We start from the raw sequence: 26,652 nt of genomic DNA, 5'->3' as shown, positions 1-26,652 counted from the left end.
CATGACCGCGCGAATCCTGGTCGTCGACGACATCGAGGTTAACCTTCGGCTGCTGGAGGCGCGGCTTCACGCCGAGTATTTCGAGGTGATCACTGCGTCGAGCGGCGCAGAGGCCCTGGCGATCTGCGCCCGCGAGACGATCGACCTCGTCCTCCTCGATGTCATGATGCCGGACATGGATGGCTATGCCGTCTGCCGCGCCTTGCGCCTGAATTCCCGCACGCAGCACCTGCCGATCGTCATGATCACCGCGCTCGACGAGGCCAGCGACCGCCTGAAGGGGCTCGAGGCCGGCGCGGACGACTTCCTGACCAAGCCTGTTCGCGATCTCCAGCTGTTCAGCCGCGTGCGCAGCCTGACCCGGCTGAAACTCCTGACCGACGAACTGCGGGAGCGGGCGGAGACCACGGTCGACCTCATGGCCGGGACGGACATCCTGGCGCGGATCGCCAATGGCGGATCCGGGGGGCGGGTGCTGGTGTTCGGCGAGAGCGACGGCACGGCGGGCCGCGTGCGGAAATATCTGCGCAGCGATCACGAGGTCATCGGGGTAGCCGACCCGTCGACGGTCCTCAAGGACGAGGCGACCGGCAGCTACGACATCTTCATCATCAGTCTTTCGGCGGTCGGCTACGATCCGCTGCGGCTTTGTTCGCAGATCCGGTCGAGCGATCACCTTCGCCAGATCCCGATCCTGCTCCTCACCGATCCGGCCGACGAGGCACGCACGGCCAAGGCGCTCGAGCTCGGCGCCAACGATTATCTGGTCCGGCCGATCGACCGGAACGAGCTTTCCGCCCGTGTCCGCACGCAGATCAAGCGGCGGCGCTACGACGAGGGGCTGCGGCAGACGCTGAAGGCGACGATCGAGATGGCCGCCATCGACGCGCTGACCGGTCTCAACAACCGTCGCTTCTTCGAGACCTATGTTCCGAGCGCCATTGCGCGGGCCCGCGCCGACGGCAAGCCGCTCGCCGTGCTGATCGCCGACATCGATCACTTCAAGCGGATCAACGATGGCTGGGGCCATGACGCCGGCGACGCCGTCCTTCGGCAATTCGCCGGGCGGCTGAAGGAGAGCCTGCGCGCCAGCGATCTCGCCTGCCGTTTCGGTGGCGAGGAATTCGTCATCGTCATGCCGGAAGCGGACGCGCGGGTCGCCTTCACCATCGCCGAAAGACTGCGGGAGCTCGTCGCCGGGCATCCTTTCGAGATCTCGCAGGAGAAGATCACGGTCACCGTCAGCATCGGGATCGCGGTCCTCGACCAGCCGAGCGACGACCGGCAGAGCCTCCTGCAGCGGGCCGATCTCGGCCTCTACGCGGCCAAGCACAATGGTCGCAACCGCGTGATCCACCTCGGCTCCGAAGAAGAGCGCCGTTTGTCAACCAGCTGCTGATTCGACCATTGCCGAGCGATTGCTTTCCGCTGCGAATCGCGTGACCTTCCGTGGCGGAAAAGGCGTTGCCGGCTCTGGCCGGCGCGGCTGATTCTCCCTTGGCCGGCTCAGCCTCGTCATATCCTCTGGGCTCCAACGGGTGGTCGGTCGGCTTCTACGGCCCATGGCGGTGTCCTCGCACCGTCGCCGGAAGCCGACCGACCCGATTCCGTCCGGGCACCCCGCATCCATTTCCCGTCATGCCTTCGCCGACATCGCGGGAAGAGACGTGTCGTGAGCCCGCGGGGGTGGGAAACGCCAGAGGGGACCACCGAAGATCCGGCTCTGCGAACTGCGGATCCGGCCGCAGTCGCTAGAGGGCCTTACATCCGGAAGGGCGTACAAAGGAGCTCTATCCTACTGAAGCTGGAGCATCTTTCCCTGATGGGGTGAGCCCACCCAGCCTCAAGATGTTCCGGCCAGTTTTTCAGTCGCCCAACGCAAAACGCCGCCCCGAGAGGGACGGCGTCTTCAGCGACCAATCAATAAAGCCAGTGGCTTACTTGATTTTGGTCTCTTTGAACTCGACGTGCTTGCGCACGATCGGGTCGTACTTGGTCTTCGTCATCTTGTCGGTCATCGTGCGGCTGTTCTTCGTGGTCACGTAGAACGAGCCGGTGTCAGCGGTGCTGAGCAGCTTGATCTTGATGGTGGTCGCCTTCGCCATATCCGTATTCCATTGTCTTCAGAAGGAGGTCTAGCAGGTCCCGGCCGGTCGGGGACCGTGCATGAGGCTTGCGGCAATGTCGGGTTTGACCGGGAACCCGATCCGGAAGCAGACTTGCCTCCAAGAGCGCGGCAGCCTGTCTCCAAGGCCGATCAGACTAATGTCCGCGCCGACCCACTATTTCGCGCGAACACTAGCCGAGCCGCGCGCGAAGTCAAGACTGCTTTCGGTGAAGCACCAGTCGCGCCAAGGTCAGGATGACATAGGCGGCGAAGAAGAACGCCAGCGCCCAGGCAAATCCGGACGGGCCGAAGAGATCGAGCGAGCTGCCGATCGTCTGCGGTCCGATCAGCATGCCGGCCGAGTAGCAGAAGATGAAGGCGGCATTCGCCGACGCGAGCTCCGAGCCTTTCAGCTCCGAGCCGAGATGCGCGAGGCCGACGGTGTACAGTCCCGCGACCACGCCACCCCAGAGGAACAGGACGCTCGCCATCATCCACCAGCTGTTGATCAGCAAAGGAAGGCAGAGCGATCCGACCAGGCCAACGGTTGCGAAGAACAGGAGAAGCGAACGACGGTCCTTCACCCGGTCGCTGAACAGGCCGATCGGGATCTGCAAGAGGACGTTGCCAAGCCCGATCGCGGTCAGCAGCTGGGCGGCGCTCGCCTCGGTAAAATTCATCATCTGGCCGTAGATCGGAAACAGCGCGAATCCGCCGGCCTCGACCGCGCCGAAGATCAGCACCGCGCCGGTCGCCGTCGGCACGGCGTAGAGATAGCGCCAGAACGCGCCGGGACGGTGTCCGCCGATCTGCGGTTGCCGGTTCCAGGCGAGCGCCAGCGGCAGAAGCGCGGCCAGAATGACGCCGGCGGCAATGGCGAAGGGAAGGATGCCCGTCGAGCCGATCTGCGAGAACAACCAGGGCCCGAAGGCAAAGCCGAGCGACAGGAAGGTCGCGTAGATGCCGAGCATCAGGCCACGCTTCTCCGAGGGCGCTGCCGCGCTGATCCAGAACTCGGAGAGGATGAACAGCGCGGTGATGGCGAAATGGAACACCAGCCGCAGCGGGAACCACATCCAGAATTCGGTCAGGAAGTAGAAGGCGAAGGCCGAGGCGGACGCCGCGACGATCGACAGCGCCATGGTCAGGCGGACGCCGAGGCGCCGGGCGATGGGCGTAATCAGCGGCGCGGCGGCGAGCGAGGCGATGCCCGCGACGGCGGTGTTGGCGCCGATCATCGTCGCCGAGATGCCGCGCTGCTGCAGGATGACGCTAAGCAGCGGCAGGCCGAGGCCCAGCGCGATGCCGACCGCGCTGATCGAGGCGATGGCCGCCCCGGCAGCCACCCAGTCGACGGCCTCGAGCTCGGTCTCGATGTCCTCCGAGAGGCTCGTTTTCTGTCCATTGTCCATGCGAGTCAGATCATCTCTCGAACGGGACGGCCATGGCGCGTCCGATAGAAGGGCATCGCCCGGCTGATATCACGCCAGCTGCCGTCGCGCAGCCTGGTATCGATATCGGCGAGGACGTGCCGGGTTATGCCGGGAAGATCAAGCGTGTCGAGCTTGTCGAGGCGAAACCAGTCGACATGATCGAACTCGTCGTGGTCGTGCATAGCGAAGGATTGCGGCGCGACGACGCTGTCGGCCGAGACGCAGAAAAACCGCGTGTCGAAGCGGCGGATGTGACCGGGCGGCGTGATGGCCCGGGCCATCGGCGCCAGATTGCAAACGTCGGCTTCCATGTCGCCATCACCCAGGCTGCCCACGCGGACCCCGACTTCCTCGAACGTCTCGCGGACGGCGGCCCGCGCGATGGCGATGGCCCGCCGCTCCGTGAAGCCGGAGGCGGTTGCGGCCATCAGCCGGTCGCGTGTCGGGAGAGGGAGCGTCATGCGTCCGGCGGCGCGAAAATCGCCGGTCTCCACGCGGCCACCGGGAAACACGTACAGGCCGGGCAGGAAGGCGAGCCGGGCGGCGCGGCGTCCCATTAGGAGGCGCGGCATGCCGCAGCTCTCGTCGATGATGATGAGCGTGCCGGCATCGCGGGGCCGCAATGGCGAACCGGAGACTCCAGGCCCCGGGCGAGCCACATCCGAAGACACCGCAGCAGACCTAGTGGTCGGCGCCATCGGGCGATTCGCCAAAACCGTGCATGCGCATCGCCCACTGCAGCCCGATCGTCGCGCCCTTGAACGGACGGAGAAGGGCGAGGCAGAGCACCAGCGTGATCGGGATCCAGATCGCGAGGTGAGCGACGAGCGAAAGGTCGGCCATCTGTTCGGCCGCCATGAACAGCGCGATCACCAGATGCCCGACAACAAAGACCGTCAGGTAGGGCGGCAGGTCGTCAGCACGGTGATGCGTGAATTCCTCATGGCAAACAGCGCAATGGTCGACACTCTTCAGATAACCGTCGAACAGTTTTCCCGTGCCGCATTTCGGGCAGCGGCAGAGAAAACCGCGCCCGATCGACCGCCACAGCATGCGGTCGCTGATATCCGGCATGCCGGTGGCCGGTGAAGCGCCGTCGGTCATCGCTTGTTCCTTCGGCCCGCGACGTTTCTGTCCGACCGACCCGGGCGCCCCGATGCCCGCGGCCGTCCCTTGTGGAACGAGGCCGTGGAGCCCGGCAAGGCCCTCGGCTCACTCAGCATCTCGAACCGCATCGAGCCCGCCAGCGGCACCGCCTCGGCCAGCCGGACCTCGACGGTATCACCGAGCCGATAGCCGGCGCCGGAGCGGCTGCCGACCAGCGAATGGCTGACCTCGTCATAGTTGAAATACTCGTTGCCGAGCGTAGAGATCGGCACGAAGCCATCGGCGCCGAAGGCCGGAAGCTGGACGAACAGCCCGGCCTTGGTCACCCCGGTAATGCGGCCGTCGAAACCTTCGCCGATGCGGTCCGCCAGGTGGTGGGCGATGAGCCGGTCGACGGTATCGCGTTCGGCCGACATGGCACGCCGCTCGGCACGGGAGATTTCCTCCGCGACCTTGTCGAGCTCCAGCGACTCTTCGCGGCCGAGGCCGCCTTCGCCAAGGCCGAGCGCGGTGACCAGCGCCCGGTGGACGATGAGGTCCGCATAGCGCCGGATCGGCGAGGTGAAGTGCGCGTAGCGCATGAGGTTCAGGCCGAAATGACCGATATTCTCGGGCGAATAGGCGGCCTGGCTCTGCGAACGCAGCACCACTTCGTTGACGAGGCTTTCGTGCTCGGTGCCCTTCACCTGGTGAAGAATGCCGTTGAAGTGGAAGGGCCGCAGCGTGCCGGACTTGGCGAGGCTGATGTCCAGCGTGCGCAGGAAGTCGCGCAGCGATTCGAGCTTGGCGAGCGAGGGCGTGTCGTGCGCGCGGTAGATCAGCACCTGGCGCTTGGCTTCCAGCGTTTCGGCCGCCGCGACATTGGCGAGGATCATGAACTCCTCGATCAGCCGGTGCGCGTCGAGGCGCTCGGGAATCATCACCGTCGCCACTCTGCCGTCGGCCCCAAGGATGATCTTCTTTTCCGGCAGGTCGAGATCAAGCGGCTGGCGTTTCTCGCGCGCCATCTTCAACAGCGCATAGGCGTCCCAGAGCGGCCGGAGCACGGTGTCGAGGATGACGGGCTCGACCGTCGTCGTCTCGCCATCCACCGCCTTCTGCGCGACGGCATAGGCGAGCTTGGCGTGGCTGCGCATGAGGATGCGGTGGAAGGAGTGGCGGATTTTTTCGCCCGCGGCATCGATCGTCATCCGCACGGCGATGGCGGGACGATCGACGTCCGGCTTCAGCGAGCAGAGATCGTTGGAGATGCGCTCCGGCAGCATCGGCACGACGCGGTCGGGGAAGTAGACGGAGTTGCCGCGCAGCCGCGCCTCGGCGTCGAGCTTCGAGCCCGGACGGACGTACCAGGAGACGTCGGCGATGGCGACGGTGAGCACCATGCCGCCGGGATTGGCCGGATCGTCGTCGGGACGCGCGTGGACGGCGTCGTCGTGGTCCTTGGCGTCGGCGGGGTCGATGGTCACCAGCGCCAGCTTCCGCCAGTCTTCGCGGCCATCCAGCGGCACCGTCGACGGCGCTTCTTCGGCCTCGGCGATCACCGGCTTCGGAAAGACATGCGGAATGCCGTGGACATGCAGAGCGATGGTCGAGATCGCCTTCTCGCTGGTCAGCGAGCCGATGATCTCGGTGACCCGGCCGACCGGCAAGCCGGCGCGGGAGCGCTCCGACGGCTCGACCTCGACGAGGTCGCCATCCTTGGCGCCGTTCGTCTGGTCGGGGTCGATGATGTATTCGAGCTGCCGTCGCTCCACGGGCTCGATCCGGCCACCGCCGCCGGGAACGTCACGGAAGACGCCGAGGGCAATGGTCTTCTTGCGCTCGAGAACGCGGATGACCGAGGCGGTCTGTTCGTCGGGATCGCTGCGGTCGAGTTTGGAGAGGATCTGGTCGCCGATGCCGGCGACGGGTCCCTCGCGCTTCTGCCGAACGACGAAGACAGGGCGCGGGCCGTTTGCCGTGACGTCCCAGCCGAGCGGTTCGGCCAGCAGTCCGCCCTCGTCGTCGCGCCGGCGGATTTCGAGGACGGTGATGTCGGGGAGGGCGCCGGGCCTCGAGAACTGCTTACGACCGCCCGCAAGCAGGCCATCGGCCTGCAGGTCGGCGATGATGTCCTTCAGGAGAATGCGGTCATCGCCCTTCACCCCGAAGGCCTTGGCAAGCTCGCGCTTGCCGGCTTGATCCGGGTTCTCGGCGACGAAGCGCAGCACCGCCTCGCGCGTCAGCACCGTCCGGATGTCGAAGGGTTTGTCGCGCTTGGCCATTCTGTCTATTCCGCTGCCGGCTTGGCGGCCTTGGGCGCCTTGATCAGCGTCATCGTCGGAGCCGCCTTCACCGACGGCGCCGCTGCAACCTCCACCTTGGGCTTGGGCTTGGCACGCGCGCTGGTCTTGGCTGCGCCCTCGGCCGCAGGCTTCTTGGCGGCGGGCTTCTTGGCCGCCGCGGTCTTCGTCCCGGCCACCTTGGTCGTGGCAGCCTTCGCCTTGGTGCCGTCAGCCTTCGCGCCGGCGGCCTTCTTGGCAGGAGCCTTCTTCTTCGGCGCCTTGCCGGTCTTCTCGGCCCGCTCGTTCAGGAGGATGATGGCCTCCTCGAGCGTCACGCTGGCCGGATCCTTGCCTTTCGGCAGCGTCGCATTGACCTTGCCGGCTTTCACATAAGGGCCGAAGCGGCCCTCGCGAACCGTGATCTCGCCGCCGAGGTCGGGATGCTCGCCGAGGGTCGCCAAGGCTGCGGGCGCGGACCGGTTTGCAAAGCGATCCTTCTTCTCCGCGATCACTGTGACGGCGCGGTTGATGCCGACGGTGAAGACATCTTCGATGGTCTCGAGATTGGCGTAGGCGCCGTCGTGCTGCAGGAACGGGCCGTAGCGGCCGAGGCCGGCGAGGATCGGCTTGCCGGTCTCCGGGTGCACGCCAACCTCGCGCGGCAGGCTGAGCAGCTGCAGCGCCTTGTCGAAGTCCATCTCCGCGGGCATCCAGCCTTTCGGCAGGGACGAGCGCTTGGCTTCCTTGCCTTCGCCGCGCTGGACGTAGGGACCGAAGCGGCCCGAGCGCAAGGTCACGGGTTCACTGGTGTCGGGGTCGACGCCGAGTTCGCGCGGCTCATCCGAGCCACCGTCCGCAGCTTCCGCCGACAAGTTGCTGCCGAGCTGACGCGTGAAGCCGCAATCGGGATAGTTGGAGCAGCCGACGAAGGCGCCGAACTTGCCGAGCTTCAGGCTGAGCTGCCCGTTGCCGCAGCGCGGGCAGGCGCGCGGATCGGTGCCGTCCTCCTTCGGCGGGAAAGCGAGCGGCGCGAGCTCGATATTCAGCGCATCGAGAACGTCGGTGACCCGCAATTCCTTGGTGCCATCGACCTGGGCGGAGAAATCCTTCCAGAACTCACGCAGCACGTCCTTCCAGGCGAGCTCGCCCGAGGAAATCCGGTCCAGCTGCTGCTCGAGATCGGCGGTGAAGTCGTACTCGACATACTTCTCGAAGAAGTTGTGCAGGAAGGCCGTCACCAGGCGCCCCTTGGAGTCGGGGATCAGCTTGCGGTTCTCGTTGATGATGTATTCGCGGTCCTGCAGCGTCTGCAGCGTCGCGGCATAGGTGGAAGGCCGGCCGATGCCGAGCTCCTCCATCTTCTTGATCAGCGAGGCTTCCGAGTACCGCGGCGGTGGCTCGGTGAAGTGCTGCGACGACAGGATCTCGCGCTTGTCGGCCTTTTCGTTCGCCTCGATGCGCGGCAGGCGCGCCGATTCGTCCTCGTCGTCGCCGCCCGCTGGCGCGCTGTCGTCGCTGTGCTCGACATAGGCGCCGAGGAAGCCGTCGAAACGCACGACCGAGCCGGTCGCCCGCAGCGTCGCGCTTTCGGCGCCGCGGCTGGCGGCGATCTCGACCGTCGTGCGCTCGATCTCGGCCGACGCCATCTGGCTGGCGATGGTTCGCTTCCAGATGAGATCGTAGAGCCGCGCCTGGTCGCGATCGAGATACTGCTCGACGTCCTTCGGCAGACGGAAGAACGAGGTCGGGCGGATCGCCTCGTGCGCCTCCTGGGCGTTCTTCGCCTTCGACGTATAGATGCGCGGCTTCTCCGGCACATACTTCTGGCCGAAGGTCTCGACCACCGCGCTGCGGGCCTCGTCGATCGCCTCGGGCGCGATCTGGACGCCGTCGGTTCGCATGTAGGTGATCAGACCGACCGTCTCGCCGCCGATCTCCATGCCCTCGTAGAGCTTCTGGGCGATCTGCATGGTGCGCGAGGCCGAGAAGCCGAGCTTGGCGGAGGCCGCCTGCTGCAGCGTCGAGGTGGTGAAGGGCGGGCCGGGATTGCGCTTGGTTGGCTTAGCCTCGACCGAGGCGACCTTGAAGCTTGCGCCATCCAGCATGTCGCGGATGCGACCGGCGCGTTCGCCATTGTTGACCGACAGGCGCTGCAGTCTGTCGCCCTCGAACCCGGTCAGGCGGGCGGTGAACTCGTCGCCGCGCGGCGTCGCGAGCCGGGCGGCGATGTTCCAGTATTCCTCCGGCTTGAAGCGCTCGATCTCGCTCTCGCGGTCGCTGACGAGACGCAGCGCCACCGACTGCACGCGGCCCGCCGAACGGGCACCGGGCAGCTTGCGCCACAGGACCGGCGAGAGCGTGAAGCCGACGAGATAGTCGAGCGCGCGGCGGGCGAGATAGGCATCGACCAGCGGCACGTCGATCTCGCGCGGATTGGCCATCGCGTCGAGCACGGACTTCTTGGTGATCGCGTTGAAGACGACCCGGCTGACCGGCTTGGTGCCGATCACCTTCTTGGCCTTCAGCACTTCCAGCACATGCCAGGAAATCGCCTCGCCTTCGCGATCCGGATCGGTCGCGAGAATCAGGCGGTCGGCGGTCTTCATCGCCTGGGTGATCTCGGTGAGGCGCGGGCCGGACGACTTGCCGATCTCCCAGCTCATCGAGAAGTCGTCATCGGGCAGCACGGAGCCGTCCTTGGCCGGCAGGTCGCGGACATGGCCGTAGGAAGCCAGAACCTTGAAGTTCGAGCCGAGATACTTGTTGATCGTCTTCGCTTTTGCCGGCGACTCGACGATGACCAAATCCATGTGCTGCCGGTCCTAGATTTTCAATGTCAGTGGGGGTTGCTCGGAAGGGTTGTGCGTCGCTTCAGAGCCGAACCATCTCCGCACACATGGACAGCGAAGAACGAGCGGTCAAGCCCCGGCGAAGGGGTGGACGACGACGCTTATGCAACCTAAGATAGATTTATTGAAATGATAGCAACCGATAGGTGCCGTATGGGTGCCGTTTCGGCCCCGATCGCCTGTGAGCCTCGATAAGCCGATGGATGAACCCCACCCACATCGTCCGCCCGGCGGAAACCTTCGCTACGTCAGCGATATGCTATCGCAATTGAAGGTTGTGTCGGGGCGGGAGGGCGGTCCATTTCTCGCCTACCTGCTCGAGCTGGCCCGTGCCGAGGCGATCGAGCGCCTGACGATGGCCGGCGCCTACCCCGCCAGCGACACCCTCCCATCGGAGTGACGCTCCAGTCGCCCGGCGAGGTCGAGTTCCAAGAGCGTCAGCTGCACCACGCCCGGCGAGGCGCCGGTGTGGGCAATGATGTCGTCGACCGCGATCGGCGTTATCCCAAGGGACTCGACGATGCGGGCCCGGTCGGTTTCGCTCGGCACATCCGCTGCCATCTCGCCCATCTCCTCTTCGACGATGTCCGCATGGCCCCTTCGTATCCGTTCGTCGAAGGGTCGCAAAGCCTCGATGATGTCGGAGGCGGACGTGACGAGGAGGCTGCCGTCCTTCAGCAGCTGGTTGGTGCCGGCGGCCCTGGGGTCGAGCGGCGAGCCCGGAACGGCGAAGACGATCCGGCCCATCTCGGCGGCGAGCCTTGCGCTGATCAGCGAGCCGGACCGTGTCGCAGCCTCGACGACGAGAAGGCCATGCGCCAGGCCCGCGACGATACGGTTGCGGCGGGGGAAGTCGGCCGCCCGCGGCTCCCAGCCGAAAGGCATTTCCGACACGAGGCAGCCACCGCAGTCGACGATGCGCCGCATCAGCGGCCGGTTCTCCTTGGGATAGGGTCGGTCGAGCCCGCCGGCAAAGACGCCGACGGTGCCGCTGTCGAGGCTCGCCTCGTGCGCTGCCGCATCAATGCCGCGGGCGACCCCGGAGACGACGACGAAGCCCGCACGGCCGAGTTCGGCGGCGATGTGCTGGGCAAACTTGATGCCGGCAAGGGAAGCGTTGCGGGCGCCGACGATGGCGACGCTTGGCCGGTTCAGCGGCTCGGCCTTGCCCATGACGGCGATGACCGGCGGTGCGCCGTCCGCGGCGCGCAGAAGCGCGGGATAGTCGGGTTCGCCGAGACAGACGAAGCGGGCACCGAGACGGTCGGCCTGCGCCATTTCCGCCTCGACCTCGGCAATCCCTGCGATTCGCAGCGAACGCTCAGAGCCGCCGCGTCTTGCAAGATCTGGCAGCGCCGCCAGCGCCGCGTCGGCGCCGCCGAAGCGGTTGATCAGCGTCCGGAAGGTCACCGGTCCGACGTTTTCGCTGCGGATCAGCCGCAGCCAGGCCAGCCGCTGGGCGGGTGTCAAACGGATGCCGGAAGGGGCATCCGCGCCGCTCACCCCTTGCCGCCGATCCGGCCTTCCGTGCCGGCGAGCAGCCGTTCGATATTCGGCCGGTGCTTGAGGTAGACGATCACCGTCAGGACGCCGGAGAGGACGGCGGCCGTCGTGTTGCCGATGAGCGCGTAGCCGATCGGCACGACGAGGGTCGCGGCAAGCGCTGCGAGCGACGAGAAGCGGAACGCTGCAGCCGTCGCGACCCAGACGGCGGCGAAGATCAGGACGCCGACCGGTGCGAAGCCGAGGAGGATGCCGATGTAGGTCGCAACGCCCTTGCCACCCTTGAAGCGGAGCCAGACCGGGAAGAGGTGTCCGAGGAACGCCCCGACGCCTGCCGCGGCCGCCGCCAGTTCGCCGAAATGCCAGCCGATGAGGACCGGCACCGTGCCTTTCAGCAGATCTCCGGCGAGGGTCAGCGCCGCCAGCAGCTTGTTGCCGGTGCGCAGCGCGTTGGTCGCGCCGATGTTGCCGGAGCCGATCGCCCGGAGGTCGCCGAGCCCGAAGAGCCGGGTGAGGATGAGGCCAAACGGAATCGTGCCGCAGAGGTAGCCGAGCAAGAACAGCCCGGCGATCACCGTGGCGCTGGCGGAATCCTGCAGCATGCTAGCCCCTGTCGTCGCCGCGTTCGTACACCGTGCGGCCTGCGACGATGGTGCGCAAGACCTTGCCCTGGAAGCGGGCATTCTCGAAGGCCGTGTTTTTCGATTTCGAGCGGATATCGGCCTTGGAATAGATGAACGGCGCGTCGAGATCGACGATCGCGACATCGGCGACGCTACCCGGTCGCAGCGTGCCGCGCTCGAGTTTCAGGAGCCGCGCGGGCGCCAGCGTCAGCGCCTCGACGATCCGCATCATCGACACCTCGCCGGAGTGGACGAGGCGCATCGCCGCCGGCAGCAAGGTCTCCAGCCCGATCGCGCCGACATCGGCCTCGGCGAAGGGATGGCGCTTGCCGTCTTCGTCGTGCGGATCGTGCGAGGAGACGATGATATCGATGGTGCCGTCGGCGAGGGCCGCCACCATCGAGAGCCGGTCGTCTTCGGTCCGCAGCGGCGGCGACAGGCGGAAATAGGTGCGGTATTCGCCGACGTCGTTCTCGTTCAGCGAGAGATGGTTGATGGAGACGCCGGCGGTGGCGTGCGCGCCGCGCTGCCGCGCCGAACGCATCACTTCGGCCGAGGTCGAGACCGACAGTTTCGAGGCGTGGTAGCGGCAGCCCGTCAGCTCGGCCAGACGAAGGTCGCGCTCCAGCGGGATGATTTCCGCCTCGCGCGGTGCGCCCGAGAGGCCGAGCCAGGAGGCGACGAGGCCCTCGGTCATCACGCCGGCCCCCGTCAGGTCGGCATCCTGCGTCTCGTGCATCACCAGCGCGTCGAAATCGCGGGCATAGGTCATGATCCGCCGTAGCAGAGCGGGATTGCGGATCGTCTTGCGGCCCTCGGTGAAGGCACGCACGCCAGATTCGCCGAGCAGCCCGATCTCGGTCATCTCGGCGCCGGCCAGCCCGCGGGTGAGGGCGGCGGCAGGAAAGACGTTGATGTCGGCGGTCTCGCGCGCCGTGCGCATGACGAATTCCGCCAGCGCCACATGGTCGACCACCGGATCGGTGTCGGGCATGGTGAGGATCGAGGTGACGCCGCCGGCGGCCGCAGCCCGGCTCGCCGAGCGGATCGTCTCCCGGTGTTCGCCGCCTGGCTCGCCGATGAACACCTGTGCGTCGATCAGTCCGGGCAGCGCGACAAGGCGCGAGCCGTCGATCACCTCGGCGCCGTCCGGTACGCCCTGGCCGAGCGCGTCCGGTCCGGCGGCGCTGATGCGGCCGTTCTCGATGATCAGCGTACCGACGGCGTCGAGCTGACGCGCGGGATCGACGATGCGGATGTTCTGGTAGACGAGGGGCGAGGGGCTCATGTGTTGCTTCCGGCCATCGGCAACAGCGCCTGGATGACCGCCATCCGCACGGCGACCCCCATCTCTACCTGCTCCTCGATGACGCTCTGTGGCCCGTCGGCGACTTCGGAGGCGATCTCGACGCCGCGGTTCATCGGGCCGGGATGCATGACCAGCGCATCGGGCTTGGCGTAAGCGAGCTTCTCGGCGTCGAGGCCGAAATAATGGAAGTATTCGCGCACCGACGGCACGAACGATCCCGCCATCCGCTCGCGCTGCAGCCGCAGCATCATCACCACGTCGGCGTCCCGCAGGCCCTCGCGCATGTTGTGGAAGATCTCGACGCCCATGTTGGCGATGCCAGCCGGCAGCAGGGTCGAGGGGCCGACCACCCGGACGCGGGCGCCAAGCGCGTTGAGGAGGAGGATGTTGGAGCGGGCGACGCGGCTGTGCAGCACGTCGCCGCAGATCGCCACCGTCAGCCGCGCGATCTTGCCCTTGTGGCGCCGGATCGTCAGCGCGTCGAGCAAGGCTTGCGTCGGGTGCTCGTGCGCGCCGTCCCCGGCATTGACCACCGAGCAGCCGACCTTCTGTGCCAGAAGAGCGACGGCACCGGCGGCATGGTGGCGCACCACCAGGATATCGGGATGCATGGCATTCAGCGTCATCGCGGTATCGACGAGTGTTTCGCCCTTCTTCACCGACGAGTTCGACACCGACATGTTCATGACGTCGGCGCCGAGGCGCTTGCCCGCCAGCTCGAAGGAGGCCTGGGTACGGGTCGATGCCTCGAAGAAAAGGTTGATCTGGGTGCGACCCTTCAGCACCCCCTTCTTCTTGTCCTGTCGTCGCCCCACCTCGACTTCGGCTTCGGCGAGATCGAGCAGTTGCTCGATCTCGTGCGGCAACAGATTCGCCATGCCGAGGAGATGGCGATGGGGAAAGACGGAGGGAGTGAAGGGCGCGCTCATGTCAGGTGCGGGCTATAGGGAAAAGCTGGGGAGGCGGCAAGCGATGCCGCCATCCGCACGCCGGAGTTCACCGATTTTGCCGGGCTTCGGCAGGGCCGGGCAAGCGGGTTAAGCCTCTTCGGCGAATGCCGTTGCCCTCGGCGCCGCGAAAGCGGAAGATCGCTTAACGATCCGATAACCATGATGAGCGCCCCATGCGACGTCTTCCCACAACCCTCGCCTTCGGCGCCTGGATCGGCTTCCTCGCGGTCGAGGTCTTCCAGCGCGTGGCCGGACTGGGCGATATCCTGCGCCAGTCCGGTCCCGTCGTCGAGGCGACGGCCGTGCTTGCCCGCATCGACCTGCCGACCTTACTGCTGCTGCTGGCCGGTGCGCTGCTCGCGTCCGGCCTCTGTTTCCTCAACGAGGAAAGGACGGACCGACGGCCCGCCGGGGAGCGGCTTGGAATGGTTGGGCTCGGCGTTCTCGCCTTGCTGGCGTCGGCCCCCGGCCTGGATGCAACGGCGCCCCTCGGGGCGTCTCTCGGCTTCTGGGCCGCGCTGGCCGCGACGGTGGCGTTTCTAACCTTCGACCATTTCATCACCGACGAGGCCCCCGACGACGAGGCCGAGTTCCGCGCGGGGATCGCCGTCATCGCCGCCGCCATGGCGCAGCAGACCCGTCTCTATGTGGAGCCGGCTGGCCGAGACCATCAGGACCGCCGCCGTTGATCAGGAAGCTGGCCCTCGGCTGGGTCTGTCCGGTCGCCGGCTTCTGGACCTGGCACTACCTGGCGATGCTCGACATCGGACCGGGCATCTTCTCCCGCGCCTTCCACCTTGGGCTGCTGTCGGCCCTCGCTGATGTCGTCGGCGTCGATCCCGAGCTTCTGTTGCCGATGCTGGCCAAGGGCATTCTCGCCGATGCGCTGATCGTCGGCGTGGTGCTTGCCTTCGCCCGGCGCCGCAAGCTGGTGACGCACTACCGGCGCTGGCGGCTGGGCCAGTCTCAGCCGGTCATGTCGGGCCGGGAAAGCCTGTCCAACGCACCCTGAAGAATAAAGGCGGCCGCCGCCGAGTCGATCCGCTCCGCCCGCTGTTTGCGCGAGACGTCGGCGTCGATCAGGCTCCGCTCGGCCGCGACCGTCGACAGACGTTCGTCCCAGAAGGCGATCGGCCGCGCGTCCACGCGCATGAGGTTGCGCACGAACGCCCGGGTCGACTGGGCACGCGGCCCTTCGGAACCATCCATGTTCAGCGGCAGCCCGATGACGATGCCGCCGCAGCGCTCCAGCTGCAGCATCTGCAACAGGGCCTCCGCATCGGCGGCGAACTTCTTGTTGCGGCGAATGACCTTTCGCGGTGTCGCGAAGCGCAGGCCGAGATCGGAGATCGCGACGCCGATCGTCTTGGTGCCGAGGTCGAGGCCGGCGACGACGGTGCCAGCCGGCAGCATCGCTTTCAGGGCGGTGATATCGACGATGCTCATGCGACTTCTCCGATGACGGGCCGGCTTTGCGCCGAGCCCCCGACCGGTCTTGACGCCGCTCCAGAACCGGTCACTTACCGGCGAGATGGACCGGGTGATAGTCCCCGCCGCACCATAGCCGACTGAGAAGCAAGGATTTCCATGAAGATCACCTATTTCGGCCATTCGGCCTTCCGGATCGAAACCGGCGCGTCGGTCATCCTCATCGACCCGTTCCTGACCGGAAACACACACTTCAAGGGCGATACCGGCGAAGCGGCAAAGGGCGTGACGCACATCGTCCTCAGCCATGGCCATGCCGACCATGTCGGCGACACCGTGGGCCTTGCCCAGCAGCACAACGCCAAGGTCGCCGCGACCTATGAGCTGTGCCTGTGGCTGAACAAGAAGGGCGTCGCCAACATCGAGCCGTCCAACACCGGCGGAACGCTGAAGTTCGACGACTTTTCCGTCACCTTCACCCAGGCTTTCCACTCGTCCGGCCTTCTCGAGGACGACGGCACCGTGACCTATCTCGGCATGCCGAACGGCCTCGTCTTCCACTTCAACGACGGTCCGACGGTCTATCACATGGGTGATACCGACATTTTCGGCGACATGGCGTTGATCGAAGAGCTGCACCACCCGAAGATCGGCCTGGTTCCGATCGGCGACCGCTTCACCATGGGCGGCGCCGTCGCGGCACTCGCCTGCCGCCGCTATTTCGATTTTGATACCATCGTCCCCATCCACTACGGCACCTTCCCGCCGCTGGATCCCGACGCGAACAAGTTCGTCGAGGCGATGGAGAGTGATGGTCGCAGGATCCGCATGCCGAACATCGGCGAAGTCTTCGAGGTCTGACGGCAACCGGTCGGGCAGGCGGGTTTCTTGCCTCGCCCGACCAGCCTCGCTATAGCCAGTCACCACGCGGTCGCCTCGGGCGGCCGCTGTCGTTTCCAGCATTTTCGGGGAATCCCATGTCCGTCGACACCGCCACAGTCCGCCGCGTCGCGCGTCTCGCGCGCATCGCCGTCAGCGAGGAGGACGTCGTCGCGATGCAAAGCGAGCTCAACGCCATCCTCGGATTCGTCGAGCAGCTCGGCGAAGTCGACGTCTCCGGCGTCGAGCCGATGACCTCCGTCATCCCAATGGAAATGCGCAAGCGCCAGGACGTGATCGACGATGGCGGCAAGGTCGCCGACATCATGCTGAATGCCCCGGCGCACGACGAGAACTTCTTCATGGTGCCGAAGGTCGTCGAGTAGGAGCACCGCGTGACCATCGAGATCGCCGTGGAATCGCCGCTTCAGGACGACGTCCGCCGCCTCATCGCGGCGCTGAACGCGGCGCTGTTCGAACTGTCGCCGCCCGAGCATTGCTACCACATGACGGTCGAGGAAATGGCGGATGCCGCGACCACCGTCTGGGTCGCGCGGCGCGACGGTGAAGCCGTGGGCTGCGGCGTTCTCCGGCGGATCGCCAGCGCCGACGGCTCCAGTGCCGGGGACGGCGAGGTGAAGCGCATGTACGTGCGCCCCGACCTTCAGGGCCAGGGCATTGCCGGACGGATCGTCTCGGCGATCGAGGCGATGGCCCGCGCCGAAGGGCTGTCGAGCCTGCTCCTGGAGACCGGTGACCGACATCCTGCCGCCTGGCGCGTCTACGAGCGGGCGGGTTTTAGCCGCCGAGGCGCGTTTGGTGATTATCCCGACAGCGGTTTTTCGGTATTCTACGAGAAGCCGCTAAGCGCTGCCTAAAACAGACCAGCCTTCGCTTTCGGGACGCGATCACCCGATCCCGACAGACCTCAGATCCGACGAAACGGACCCTTTATGACCGACCTTACAGCCCTCAGCATCGCCGAAGCCCGCGACGCGCTGCACCGCAAGGCCGCGAGCGCTGTCGAACTGACCGAGGCCTATCTTGGCGCGATCGAAGCGGCCAACGGTGCGCTCAACGCCTATGTCGCGGTCACGGAGGAGCCGGCCCGCGCGATGGCCAAGGCGTCTGACGAGCGGATTGCGCGCGGCGAGGCCGGCGCCTTGGAAGGCATCCCGCTCGGCATCAAGGACCTCTTCGCGACGCAAGGGGTCCATACCCAGGCAGCGAGCCATATCCTCGACGGTTTCAAGCCGCCCTACGAATCGACGGTGACGGCCAATCTCTGGGCCGACGGTGCGGTGATGCTCGGCAAGCTAAACATGGACGAGTTCGCGATGGGCTCGTCGAACGAGACCAGCCATTACGGCGCGGTCATCAACCCTTGGCGCCGCAAGGGCTCGAACCTCGACCTCGTGCCCGGCGGCTCGTCCGGCGGTTCGGCGGCCGCGGTAGCAGCACACCTCTGCGCCGGCGCGACGGCGACCGACACCGGCGGCTCCATCCGCCAGCCCGCCGCCTTCACCGGCACGGTCGGGATCAAGCCTACCTATGGCCGCTGCTCGCGCTGGGGCACCGTCGCCTTCGCGTCCTCGCTCGACCAGGCCGGCCCGATCGCCCGCGACGTCCGCGACGCGGCGATTCTCCTGCGGTCCATGGCGTCCGTCGATCCAAAGGACACGACCTCCGTCGACCGGCCCGTTCCGGACTACGAGGCCGCAGTCGGTCGCTCGGTCAAGGGGCTGAAGATCGGCATTCCCCGCGAGTATCGTGTCGAGGGCATGCCGGAGGAGATCGAGGCCGTCTGGCAGAAGGGCATCGCCTTCCTGCGCGACGCCGGCGCCGAGATCGTCGACGTCTCGCTGCCGCACACCAAGTACGCGCTGCCGGCCTACTACATCGTTGCCCCGGCGGAGGCCTCGTCCAACCTCGCGCGCTATGACGGCGTGCGCTTCGGCCTGCGCGTTCCCGGCCGCGACATCACCGAGATGTACGAGAACACCCGCGCAGAGGGCTTTGGCCGCGAGGTCAAACGGCGGATCATGATCGGCACCTACGTGCTCTCGGCCGGCTACTACGACGCCTATTATCTTCAGGCGCAGAAGGTGAGGACGCTGATCAAGCGCGACTTCGAGACCGTCTACGCCGATGGCATCGATGCCATCCTCGCGCCGGCGACGCCCTCCGCCGCCTTCGGGATCGCCGACGAGGACATGGCCTCCGATCCGGTCAAGATGTACCTGAACGACGTGTTCACCGTCACCGTCAACATGGCGGGCCTGCCGGCGATCGCGGTTCCCGCCGGCCTCTCCGGCGAGGGCACGCCGCTCGGCCTGCAGCTGATCGGCCGGCCCTTCGACGAGGAGACGCTGTTTGCGACAGCCTCGGTCATCGAGCAGGCCGCGGGCCGCTTCACGCCGGCAAAGTGGTGGTGAAGGTCGTCGGCGACAGCGCGCCGGCAGCAGGCGCTGCAGCGCCTGGCAGCCCGTCCGCGCCGGCGGCGGGTCTGCCGGAGGATCGCGGTCGCCGGCGCACCATCGAGAAGAAGATCGAGCACGGCATATTTCTCAGCCGCTGGATCCTTGCGCCATTCTACATCGGCCTGCTGATCGCCGCCCTCGTGCTGCTGCTGCATTTCGTCATCGAGCTGGTGCACTTCGTCACCCACAGCTTCTCGGCCACCGAGACCGAGATGATCATCGGGATCCTGACGCTGGTCGATCTGACGCTGATCTGCAGCCTGGTCCTCATCGTCGTCTTCTCCGGCTACGAGAATTTCGTCTCGCGCATCGATCCGGCCGAGCATCCCGGCTGGCCGGAATGGATGTCGAAGATCGATTTCGTCGGTCTCAAGCAGAAGATGATGGGATCGATCGTCGCGATCTCCGCGGTGCAGCTGTTGAAGGCTTTCATGACCCTTGGGGAGGCGACCAACTTTACCCAGATGTCCTGGCTCGTTGGAATCCATGTCGTCTTCGTCGTGTCGGCCGTGATGCTGGCCCTCAGCGATCGCATCTCCGGCGACCACTAGGGAGACCCTTGATGAGACAGCTACCCCGAACTGCCCCCGCCGCGTGCCGGTCCATGGCCGAGCTCCGCGCCGAGATCGACTCGCTCGACGCCGAACTGTTCGAACGCTTCGCCGAGCGGATGACCTACATCCACCGTGCCGCCGAATTGAAGCGCGGCGCCGGCATTCCTGCCAACGTGCCGGAGCGGGTCGACGAGGTCGTCGCCAACGCCCGTGCGCGGGCTGTTTCGCACGGCCTCGATCCCGAACTCTATGGTGACTTCTGGCAGCAGCTCGTCGCCGCCGCCATTGCGGAAGAGGAGAGGCTGGGGGTTTGAGCGCGAGGTCCGGCGCTCAGCGGACGTTCCGGTAGATATCCTCGAAGCGCAGTTCCGCGTCGATACCGGGGATCGCGACTGCCGAGTCCGGCTTGTCGAACAGGTCCGGCGACGCTGGCCACTCACCCTCGGCATCGCGGCTCCAACGCCACGCGTGGCGCTTCTCCTGATCGATGATCAGATAGGTGTTCAGCAATGGCAGGGCCATGTATTCCCGGGCTTTCGGGCCGAAGTCGATATGCGCTGTGCTGGGAGAAAGGATCTCGATGAGGACGACTGCTGCATCGGCCGTTCGCCCATCGAGAGTGTCTCCCAGCGGCTCGATCAGCACATCGGCATACCGAATGCTAGCCGGACCGGTCGCGACCGCGAAATCGGCCTGGTGAACCGCGTAGACGGCCCTATCCAGCTGCGTCTGCAACGCGAACGACACATTGCTCGCGATCAGCGAATGGCTTCTCTTGACCCAGGGCTGCAAGCGCGGGACTCCGTTGACGAGCTCGTATTTTCCATCACGCGTTTCTGCCCAACGGAAAAATGCCCCGACTGACATCTTCTGCGGGACGTCGCCCGGCGGATCGATCAACCTGGATTGGAAGGTCATCTCGTCTTCACTCGGCGATATGGGTGTAAAGGGAGCCTGTCCGAGCCAGAAGGATAGTCCATTTCCCGGCCTGATGCAGCCCCTCCTTGAACCCCCGACGCCTTTGCTCTAGCCATTTGCCAAGCCTTGCCGACCTCTTGAAAGCTCGCCCCCATGCTCGTCGACACCCGCATTCCTGATCCGAAGAAGTTCATCGCCGGCGCCACCGGCGACTGGGAGATCATCGTCGGCCTCGAAGTCCATGCGCAGGTGCTGTCCAACGCCAAGCTGTTCTCCGGCGCCTCGACGACCTTCGGCTCCGCGCCGAACGACAATGTCAGCCTCGTCGATGCGGCGATGCCCGGGATGCTGCCGGTGATCAACGAGGAGTGCGTGCGCCAGGCGATCCGCACAGGCCTCGGCCTGAAAGCGAAGATCAACCACCGCTCGGTCTTCGACCGGAAGAACTACTTCTACCCCGATCTGCCGCAGGGCTATCAGATCTCGCAGTTCAAGGATCCGATCGTCGGCGAGGGCGTCGTCCAGGTCGCGGTCGGCCCGAACAATAAGGGCGAGTTCGACGATGTCGAGATCGGCGTCGAGCGCCTGCACCTCGAGCAGGATGCCGGCAAGTCGATGCACGACCAGCATCCGTCGATGTCCTACGTCGACCTCAACCGTTCGGGTGTCGCGCTGATGGAGATCGTGTCGAAGCCCGACATGCGCTCGGCCGACGAGGCGAAGGCCTATCTCACCAAGCTGCGGACCATCGTGCGCTATCTCGGCACCTGCGACGGCAACATGGACGAGGGCTCGATGCGCGCCGACGTCAACGTCTCCGTCCGCCGCCCCGGTGGCGAGTTCGGCACGCGCTGCGAGATCAAGAACGTCAACTCCATCCGCTTCGTCGGTCAGGCCATCGAGGCCGAGGCACGGCGCCAGATCGAGATCCTCGAGGACGGCGGCACGATCGACCAGGAGACGCGGCTGTTCGATCCGGTGAAGGGCGAGACGCGGGCGATGCGCTCGAAGGAAGACGCGCACGACTACCGGTATTTCCCCGATCCCGACCTCCTGCCGCTCGAGTTCGATCAGGCCTATGTCGACGCGCTCGCACAGGATCTGCCGGAACTGCCGGACGACAAGAAGGCACGGCTCGTCGCCGATGCCGGGCTTTCCATTTACGACGCCTCTATCCTCGTCTCGGAGAAGGCGATCGCCGACTATTTCGAGGCGGTCGCCAAGGGGCGGGATGCCAAGCAGGCGGCGAACTGGGTCATCAACGACCTCCTGGGTGCGTTGAACAAGTCCGGCAAGGACATTGAATCGACTCCGATTTCGGCTGACCAGCTGGGCGGCATTCTCGACCTGATCCGGGCCGAGACGATCTCCGGCAAGATCGCCAAGGATCTCTTCGAGATCGTCTGGAACGAGGGCGGCGACCCCGCCGAGATCGTCGAAACGCGCGGCATGCGGCAGGTGACCGACACGTCCGCGATCGAGAAGGCGGTCGACGAGATCGTCGCTGCAAACCCGGACAAGGTCGCGCAGGCCCAGGCGAAGCCGACGCTCGCCGGCTGGTTCGTCGGTCAGGTCATGCGCGCCATGGGCGGCAAGGCCAATCCAGCGGCGGTCAACCAGATCGTCAAGGACAAGCTCGGGCTGGAATAAGACGCTGTGCCGCGGTGACTGAACCGAGGCCAGCCATATAGACTTTTCCCCTCCGCGGCAGCATAACGGCCGCACTGTCGGCAATGGACGCGATCCCATGAAGAGCACGCTGCTTCAAATCTTTACCTGGTGGCAGAGCCAGACGATCGGCACGCGCTTTCACACCTGGCGCTTCGGCAAGCGGGTGGGCGAGGACGAGGCCGGCAACGTCTACTACCAGTCTGCCGACGGCGTGCGCCGCTGGGTCATCTACAACGGTCCGGCAGAGGCGACAGCGATCGGACCCGGCTGGCACGGCTGGATTCACCACCGTGTCGACGTGGCGCCCTCGCAGGAGAGCTACACTCCGCGCAGCTGGCAGAAGCCGCACCAGCCGAACCATACCGGCACCGCTGCGGCCTATCGCCCGAAGGGCTCGCTCTTGAACACGGCCGAGCGTCCTCGCGTCACCGGCGACTACGATGCCTGGCAGCCCTGAGACCATCCGCCACAGCAAAGTCTCATCCTCGGCTTAGAGCCGTCTGCACGGCCAATCCGGGCAGGGGCCTTCGGGCAACGGCGAACGCCGCAGGAAACATTCGATGAAGCGACACCTCGTTCCCATCCTGGCGGCCATGCTGGCTGCTGGCGCCGCGATGGCGCAGGAGGATGTGCAACAGTACGATCTGCCGCCACTCGATGCGCCTGCCGAGGACCTGCCGCCCGCAGCCGAGCCGCTCACCGCGCCGCAGCCCGATGCCCCCGTCGAGGGCGTCCCGGCGCCGGCGCCCAAGGTCGACCGCATCAAGAACAAGGTTGCCGAGTTTTCCGGCATCGACAAGATCACCGGCCGCATCACCAGCTTCGACGTCTACATCGACGAGACCGTGCAGTTCGGCGCGCTGCAGGTGACCCCGCGCGTCTGCTATACCAGCCCGACCAGCGAGACGCAGAAGACGGACTCCTTCGTCGAAGTCGACGAGATCACCCTCGACCGCGAAATCCGCCGCATCTTCACCGGCTGGATGTTCTCCGACTCGCCCGGCCTCAACGCCGTCGAGCATCCGGTCTATGACGTCTGGCTGAAAGGCTGCAAGACCGACTCGACGGTGCCGGCGCCCGCCGGCTGAAACGTCGCCGTCAGCTGGATCGCCTGTTCGAGCAGCAGGTGATAGTCATCCCGCGAGATCTCGACGGCGCCAAACTGGGCTAGGTGTCCGGTAATGAACTGGGTGTCGAGCAGGCGATAGCCGCCGCGCCGAAGCCGGTCGACAAGATAGGCGAGCGACACCTTCGAGGCGTCGGTCCTGCGCGAGAACATGCTTTCCCCGAAGAACGCCGCCCCGAGGCTGACGCCGTAGAGCCCGCCGACGAGATGACCCTCGTACCAAGCCTCGACCGAATGGGCATGGCCCTCGCGAAACAGCGAGAGATAGAGCTCGCGGATCTCGGCGTTGATCCAGGTCTGCTTGCGGTCCGGCGCGGGTTCGGCGCAACCGTCGAGCACGGCCGCGAAGGCCGTGTCGACGCGCATTTCGAAAAGACCCTGGCGGATCGTCTTCCGGAGGCTTCGGGGCATGTGGAAACCGTCGAGCGGCAAGATGCCCCGCTCGGTCGGGTCGACCCAGAACATCGCCGGGTCGTCCGCCGTCTCGGCCATCGGAAAGATCCCGCAGGCGTAAGCCTTCAGAAGGATCGCCGGGGTGATCTCGAAGCGCTGGTTGCCCCGTCTGACCATGTCCGCCGTCAGGCCGGCTTGTCGCCGGCCAGGTACTTCTCCAGCCAGTGGATGTCGTAGTCGCCGGCGGCGATGTCGGCATTGTCGACGAGGTCGCGGAACAGCGGCAGCGTGGTCTTGACGCCGTCGACGACGATCTCGTCGAGCGCCCGGCGCAGCCGCATCATGCATTCCTGGCGGGTCCGGCCGGAAACGATCAGCTTGCCGATCAGGCTGTCGTAGAAGGGCGGGATCGAATAGCCTTGGTAGATGCCGCTGTCGACGCGAACGCCGAGGCCGCCGGGTGTGTGGTAATGGGTGATCGTACCCGGCGAGGGCGCGAAGGTCTTCGGATCCTCGGCATTGATCCGGCACTCGATCGCATGCCCGGAGAAGACGATCTCCGACTGCTTCAGCGAAAGGCCGAGGCCGGCGGCGACGCGGATCTGCTCGTGCACGAGATCGAGCCCGGTGATCGCCTCGGTGACCGGATGCTCGACCTGCAGGCGCGTGTTCATCTCGATGAAGTAGAACTCGCCGTTCTCGTACAGGAACTCGATCGTGCCGGCGCCGCGATAGGAGAGCTTGGCCATCGCCTCGGCGCAGATCGTGCCGATGCGGTTGCGCTGCTCGTCGGTGAGGGCGGGGGATCGGGCCTCCTCCCAGACCTTCTGGTGGCGCCGCTGCAGCGAGCAGTCGCGCTCGCCGAGATGGATGGCGTTGCCGGCGCCGTCGCCGAACACCTGCACCTCGATATGGCGCGGCTTCTCGAGATATTTTTCGATGTAGACGGCATCGTCGCCGAAAGCCGAACCCGCTTCGGTTCGGGCTGTCGCCAGCGCCAGCGACAGATCCTCGGCGGTCCGTGCGACCTTCATGCCGCGGCCGCCACCGCCGGCAGATGCCTTGACGATGACCGGGAAGCCGATCTCCTTGGCGATCTTCGCAGCTTCACCATCATCGGTGACGGCGCCAGGCGAGCCCGGGACGACCGGAATGCCGAGGCGCTTGGCGGTCCGCTTGGCCTCGATCTTGTCGCCCATGATCCGGATGTGATCGGCGGTCGGTCCGATGAAGGTAATCTTGTGGGCGTCGAGAATATCGGCGAAACGCGAGTTCTCGGACAGGAAGCCGTAGCCGGGATGAACGGCGTCGGCACCGGTGATCTCGCAGGCCGCCAGGATCTGGGGAATGTTCAAGTAGCTGTCGCGCGAAGGCGGCGGGCCGATGCAGACGCTTTCGTCGGCAAGGCGCACGTGCATGGCGGCGTTGTCGGCGGTGGAATGAACGGCGACGGTCGGAATGCCGAGTTCCTTGCAGGCGCGCAGCACCCGCAGGGCGATCTCGCCGCGATTGGCGATCAGGATTTTCTTGAACATGAAAAGTCTCTCCGTCTCAGCCGATGACGACGAGAGCTTCGCCGTATTCCACCGGCTGGGCGTTGTCGACGAGGATCTTCTTGATCTTGCCGGCGCGCGGGGCGGGGATCTGGTTCATCGTCTTCATCGCTTCGATGATGAGAAGGGTCTCACCCTCGACGACCGTCTGCCCGACCTCGATGAAGGGCTTGGCGTCCGGGCCGGAGGCGAGATAGATGGTGCCGACCATCGGCGACGGAACGCTGCCGGCCTCGGGTCCGCTGGCCATGCTGACCGGCGCCGACGGAACGCCGACCTCCTGCATCGGCATCTGCCCGGCATAGGGCTGCATCTGCATCTGCGGCATGTAGTTGCCGGAGAATTCCTTCTGACGCGAGACGCGGATGCGCAGCGTGCCTTGCTCGACCTCGATCTCGGTGAGATCGGTGTCCTTCAGGATGTCGGCGAGTTCGCGCACGAGGCCGCGGTCGACGATGTTGTCTTCATTCGACATGGTTTTCTTTCCGAACTTCATGCCGCAGTTTGGTTAGCGGCTGCGGGTGGCCGATCGGCCGCACGGGAAATGATCTGGCCGAGGCCGTGGTTGAGTGTCGTGCCGACCATTCCGGTCGAGAAGGTCTTGCGGCTTTCTTCAGACGAAGTGGCGCATGGCGAGCCATACGTCACCTCTGGAGTCGGCAGGGTATAGACTGCGCGAGAGACTTCGAAAAGCCGAAACCGTGCAGGAGCGATGGCTGTTCAGCAGCTTGTCTTGCCGCATTCGCGGACGCTGGCGATCTTCGCAGCGAGCCCATCCGCACCGATGGCGCCCGGCACGACTTCGTTGCCGATGACATAGGAAGGAGTGCCGCTGATCTTGAGAAGGCCGGCGAGCCGTTCGTTGTCGGCCAGGACCTCGGTCACCTCCGGCAACTTCATCGCCTCGCGCAGCGCCGGCTCCTCGACGCCGAAGTCGGCCGCGACGGCGATCGCGCGATCGGCATCGGCGACGCCCTTGGAGGCAAGGAGCTTCTTGTGGAAGTCGCCGTACTTGGCAGGCGCCAGATGACGGAAGGCGGTGCTCACATGGCTTGCCGCGACCGACTGCTCGCCCAGCACCGGGATTTCCTTCAGCACGAAGCGCAGCTTCGGATCGTTCTCGACCAGCGTCTCCATGTCACCGAGCGCATGCTTGCAGTAGCCGCAATTGTAATCGAAGAACTCGACGACGGTGACGTCGCCGCTCGGATTGCCGAGCACCGTTCCCTCCGGCGAGGCGTAGAGGCTGGATCCGGCCCCGGCGATAGCACCCTTCTGGGCCACCTGGTCCTCCGCGGCGCGCTTGGCCTGCAGCGCGTCCATCGCCTCCAGCAGAACCTCGGGATTACGGATGAGGTAATCGCGGACAACCGCCTCGATATCCGTCTTCTCGGCGTCGTTGAAGGCGAGCGCCGGCGGCGTAGCTGCCGCCGTCGCGGCCAGAAGAGCGGCGCCGAAGAGGTATGTGCGGATCACGTGTCTTCCTTCCGGATGTCCCGCGCGAA

Annotated in this window: 29 protein-coding genes; 13 read left to right on the top strand and 16 right to left on the bottom strand. The window is 65.9% G+C overall.

Annotated elements, in window-relative coordinates:
* Position 1 precedes the first annotated feature (1 nt).
* Complete coding sequence (locus tag ACZL02_RS06900; protein WP_472937858.1) at positions 2–1,399, top strand: PleD family two-component system response regulator; 1,398 nt, start codon at positions 2–4, stop codon at positions 1,397–1,399.
* Positions 1,400–1,937: 538 nt separating this feature from the next.
* On the opposite strand, the gene rpmG is transcribed toward ACZL02_RS06900, so the two are convergent.
* The 6 genes from rpmG to topA form a co-directional block, all read right to left on the bottom strand.
* Positions 1,938–2,105 (bottom strand): 50S ribosomal protein L33, encoded by a 168-nt coding sequence (rpmG, locus tag ACZL02_RS06895; RefSeq protein ID WP_472933512.1) that lies wholly within the window; start codon positions 2,103–2,105, stop codon positions 1,938–1,940.
* A gap of 214 nt (positions 2,106–2,319) precedes the next feature.
* Entirely contained in the window at positions 2,320–3,519 is a 1,200-nt protein-coding gene (locus ACZL02_RS06890; RefSeq protein ID WP_472937857.1) for an MFS transporter, read from the bottom strand.
* A 5-nt stretch (positions 3,520–3,524) separates the two neighbouring features.
* A complete protein-coding gene (locus ACZL02_RS06885; protein WP_472937856.1) occupies positions 3,525–4,238 on the bottom strand; it encodes an NUDIX domain-containing protein in 714 nt (237 codons plus the stop codon).
* On the bottom strand, positions 4,222–4,644 hold the full coding sequence (locus ACZL02_RS06880; protein WP_472937855.1) for a DUF983 domain-containing protein: 423 nt from the start codon (positions 4,642–4,644) through the stop codon (positions 4,222–4,224). Before ACZL02_RS06880 ends, ACZL02_RS06885 begins: the two co-directional genes overlap by 17 nt.
* Positions 4,641–6,911, bottom strand: a complete 2,271-nt coding sequence (rnr, locus tag ACZL02_RS06875) for a ribonuclease R (RefSeq protein ID WP_472937854.1) — start codon at positions 6,909–6,911, stop codon at positions 4,641–4,643. The genes ACZL02_RS06880 and rnr overlap by 4 nt, the downstream gene beginning before the upstream one ends.
* Before the next feature lie 5 nt (positions 6,912–6,916).
* Entirely contained in the window at positions 6,917–9,721 is a 2,805-nt protein-coding gene (gene topA, locus ACZL02_RS06870) for a type I DNA topoisomerase (protein WP_472937853.1), read from the bottom strand.
* Between the two features lie 238 nt (positions 9,722–9,959).
* On the opposite strand from topA, the gene ACZL02_RS06865 reads away from it, so the two are divergent.
* The gene (locus tag ACZL02_RS06865; protein WP_472937852.1) at positions 9,960–10,160 is read left to right on the top strand and encodes a hypothetical protein; all 201 of its coding nucleotides are present in this window, start codon (positions 9,960–9,962) and stop codon (positions 10,158–10,160) included.
* On the opposite strand, the gene dprA is transcribed toward ACZL02_RS06865, so the two are convergent.
* From dprA to ACZL02_RS06845, 4 genes are read right to left on the bottom strand one after another with little or no spacing between them, the layout of a single operon-like run.
* Positions 10,127–11,263 carry a DNA-processing protein DprA gene (gene dprA, locus ACZL02_RS06860; RefSeq protein WP_472937851.1) on the bottom strand — a complete coding sequence of 379 codons (1,137 nt, stop codon included), beginning with the start codon at positions 11,261–11,263 and terminating at the stop codon, positions 10,127–10,129. The two genes, ACZL02_RS06865 and dprA, sit on opposite strands and share 34 nt — an antisense overlap.
* Positions 11,260–11,865: a glycerol-3-phosphate 1-O-acyltransferase PlsY gene (plsY, locus tag ACZL02_RS06855; RefSeq protein ID WP_472937850.1), complete on the bottom strand. Its 606-nt coding sequence runs from the start codon at positions 11,863–11,865 to the stop codon at positions 11,260–11,262. The genes dprA and plsY overlap by 4 nt, the downstream gene beginning before the upstream one ends.
* A 1-nt stretch (position 11,866) precedes the next feature.
* On the bottom strand, positions 11,867–13,174 hold the full coding sequence (locus tag ACZL02_RS06850; protein WP_472937849.1) for a dihydroorotase: 1,308 nt from the start codon (positions 13,172–13,174) through the stop codon (positions 11,867–11,869).
* Entirely contained in the window at positions 13,171–14,124 is a 954-nt protein-coding gene (locus ACZL02_RS06845) for an aspartate carbamoyltransferase catalytic subunit (protein WP_472937848.1), read from the bottom strand. The genes ACZL02_RS06850 and ACZL02_RS06845 overlap by 4 nt, the downstream gene beginning before the upstream one ends.
* A gap of 194 nt (positions 14,125–14,318) precedes the next feature.
* On the opposite strand from ACZL02_RS06845, the gene ACZL02_RS06840 reads away from it, so the two are divergent.
* Together ACZL02_RS06840 and ACZL02_RS06835 are read left to right on the top strand one after the other, a co-directional pair.
* Positions 14,319–14,834 (top strand): hypothetical protein, encoded by a 516-nt coding sequence (locus ACZL02_RS06840; RefSeq protein ID WP_472937847.1) that lies wholly within the window; start codon positions 14,319–14,321, stop codon positions 14,832–14,834.
* Positions 14,831–15,157 (top strand): DUF6105 family protein, encoded by a 327-nt coding sequence (locus ACZL02_RS06835; protein ID WP_472937846.1) that lies wholly within the window; start codon positions 14,831–14,833, stop codon positions 15,155–15,157. The genes ACZL02_RS06840 and ACZL02_RS06835 overlap by 4 nt, the downstream gene beginning before the upstream one ends.
* Here the strand turns inward: ACZL02_RS06835 and ruvX are convergent.
* Positions 15,112–15,591 carry a Holliday junction resolvase RuvX gene (gene ruvX, locus ACZL02_RS06830; RefSeq protein ID WP_472937845.1) on the bottom strand — a complete coding sequence of 160 codons (480 nt, stop codon included), beginning with the start codon at positions 15,589–15,591 and terminating at the stop codon, positions 15,112–15,114. The genes ACZL02_RS06835 and ruvX overlap by 46 nt on opposite strands.
* Positions 15,592–15,732: 141 nt before the next feature.
* On the opposite strand from ruvX, the gene ACZL02_RS06825 reads away from it, so the two are divergent.
* The 6 genes from ACZL02_RS06825 (at position 15,733) to ACZL02_RS06800 (ending at position 19,800) form a co-directional block, all read left to right on the top strand.
* Positions 15,733–16,434 carry a metal-dependent hydrolase gene (locus ACZL02_RS06825; protein ID WP_472937844.1) on the top strand — a complete coding sequence of 234 codons (702 nt, stop codon included), beginning with the start codon at positions 15,733–15,735 and terminating at the stop codon, positions 16,432–16,434.
* Positions 16,435–16,550: 116 nt separating this feature from the next.
* Entirely contained in the window at positions 16,551–16,838 is a 288-nt protein-coding gene (gene gatC / locus ACZL02_RS06820; RefSeq protein ID WP_472937843.1) for an Asp-tRNA(Asn)/Glu-tRNA(Gln) amidotransferase subunit GatC, read from the top strand.
* A 9-nt stretch (positions 16,839–16,847) separates the two neighbouring features.
* On the top strand, positions 16,848–17,330 hold the full coding sequence (locus ACZL02_RS06815; protein ID WP_472937842.1) for a GNAT family N-acetyltransferase: 483 nt from the start codon (positions 16,848–16,850) through the stop codon (positions 17,328–17,330).
* A gap of 75 nt (positions 17,331–17,405) precedes the next feature.
* Positions 17,406–18,887 (top strand): Asp-tRNA(Asn)/Glu-tRNA(Gln) amidotransferase subunit GatA, encoded by a 1,482-nt coding sequence (gatA, locus tag ACZL02_RS06810; protein ID WP_472937841.1) that lies wholly within the window; start codon positions 17,406–17,408, stop codon positions 18,885–18,887.
* Complete coding sequence (locus ACZL02_RS06805; RefSeq protein WP_472937840.1) at positions 18,881–19,483, top strand: TIGR00645 family protein; 603 nt, start codon at positions 18,881–18,883, stop codon at positions 19,481–19,483. The genes gatA and ACZL02_RS06805 overlap by 7 nt, the downstream gene beginning before the upstream one ends.
* A 53-nt stretch (positions 19,484–19,536) precedes the next feature.
* On the top strand, positions 19,537–19,800 hold the full coding sequence (locus ACZL02_RS06800; protein WP_472937839.1) for a chorismate mutase: 264 nt from the start codon (positions 19,537–19,539) through the stop codon (positions 19,798–19,800).
* A 16-nt stretch (positions 19,801–19,816) separates the two neighbouring features.
* Here ACZL02_RS06800 and ACZL02_RS06795 read toward each other — a convergent pair whose 3' ends face one another.
* The gene (locus ACZL02_RS06795) at positions 19,817–20,404 is read right to left on the bottom strand and encodes a Uma2 family endonuclease (RefSeq protein WP_472937838.1); all 588 of its coding nucleotides are present in this window, start codon (positions 20,402–20,404) and stop codon (positions 19,817–19,819) included.
* 153 nt (positions 20,405–20,557) lie between these two features.
* Here ACZL02_RS06795 and gatB point away from each other — a divergent pair, with 153 nt between their 5' ends.
* From gatB to ACZL02_RS06780, 3 genes are all read left to right on the top strand, one after another.
* Positions 20,558–22,054: an Asp-tRNA(Asn)/Glu-tRNA(Gln) amidotransferase subunit GatB gene (gatB, locus tag ACZL02_RS06790; protein WP_472937837.1), complete on the top strand. Its 1,497-nt coding sequence runs from the start codon at positions 20,558–20,560 to the stop codon at positions 22,052–22,054.
* A gap of 97 nt (positions 22,055–22,151) precedes the next feature.
* A complete protein-coding gene (locus ACZL02_RS06785; RefSeq protein ID WP_472937836.1) occupies positions 22,152–22,532 on the top strand; it encodes an NADH:ubiquinone oxidoreductase subunit NDUFA12 in 381 nt (126 codons plus the stop codon).
* 103 nt (positions 22,533–22,635) lie between these two features.
* Complete coding sequence (locus tag ACZL02_RS06780) at positions 22,636–23,163, top strand: DUF2155 domain-containing protein (RefSeq protein ID WP_472937835.1); 528 nt, start codon at positions 22,636–22,638, stop codon at positions 23,161–23,163.
* Here the strand turns inward: ACZL02_RS06780 and aat are convergent.
* From aat to ACZL02_RS06760, 4 genes are all read right to left on the bottom strand, one after another.
* The gene (gene aat, locus ACZL02_RS06775; RefSeq protein WP_472937834.1) at positions 23,103–23,771 is read right to left on the bottom strand and encodes a leucyl/phenylalanyl-tRNA--protein transferase; all 669 of its coding nucleotides are present in this window, start codon (positions 23,769–23,771) and stop codon (positions 23,103–23,105) included. The two genes, ACZL02_RS06780 and aat, sit on opposite strands and share 61 nt — an antisense overlap.
* An 8-nt stretch (positions 23,772–23,779) precedes the next feature.
* A complete protein-coding gene (gene accC, locus ACZL02_RS06770) occupies positions 23,780–25,129 on the bottom strand; it encodes an acetyl-CoA carboxylase biotin carboxylase subunit (protein ID WP_472937833.1) in 1,350 nt (449 codons plus the stop codon).
* Between the two features lie 16 nt (positions 25,130–25,145).
* Positions 25,146–25,622, bottom strand: a complete 477-nt coding sequence (accB, locus tag ACZL02_RS06765) for an acetyl-CoA carboxylase biotin carboxyl carrier protein (protein WP_472937832.1) — start codon at positions 25,620–25,622, stop codon at positions 25,146–25,148.
* A 245-nt stretch (positions 25,623–25,867) separates the two neighbouring features.
* Positions 25,868–26,623, bottom strand: coding sequence for a DsbA family protein (locus ACZL02_RS06760; protein ID WP_472937831.1), 756 nt, complete (start codon positions 26,621–26,623; stop codon positions 25,868–25,870).
* Positions 26,624–26,652 lie beyond the last annotated feature (29 nt).

This window comes from Mesocryomonas fontinalis (assembly GCF_055730125.2).
Note: the sequence above shows the minus strand (reverse complement) of the source record. Positions and strands in the feature narration are given on the sequence as shown.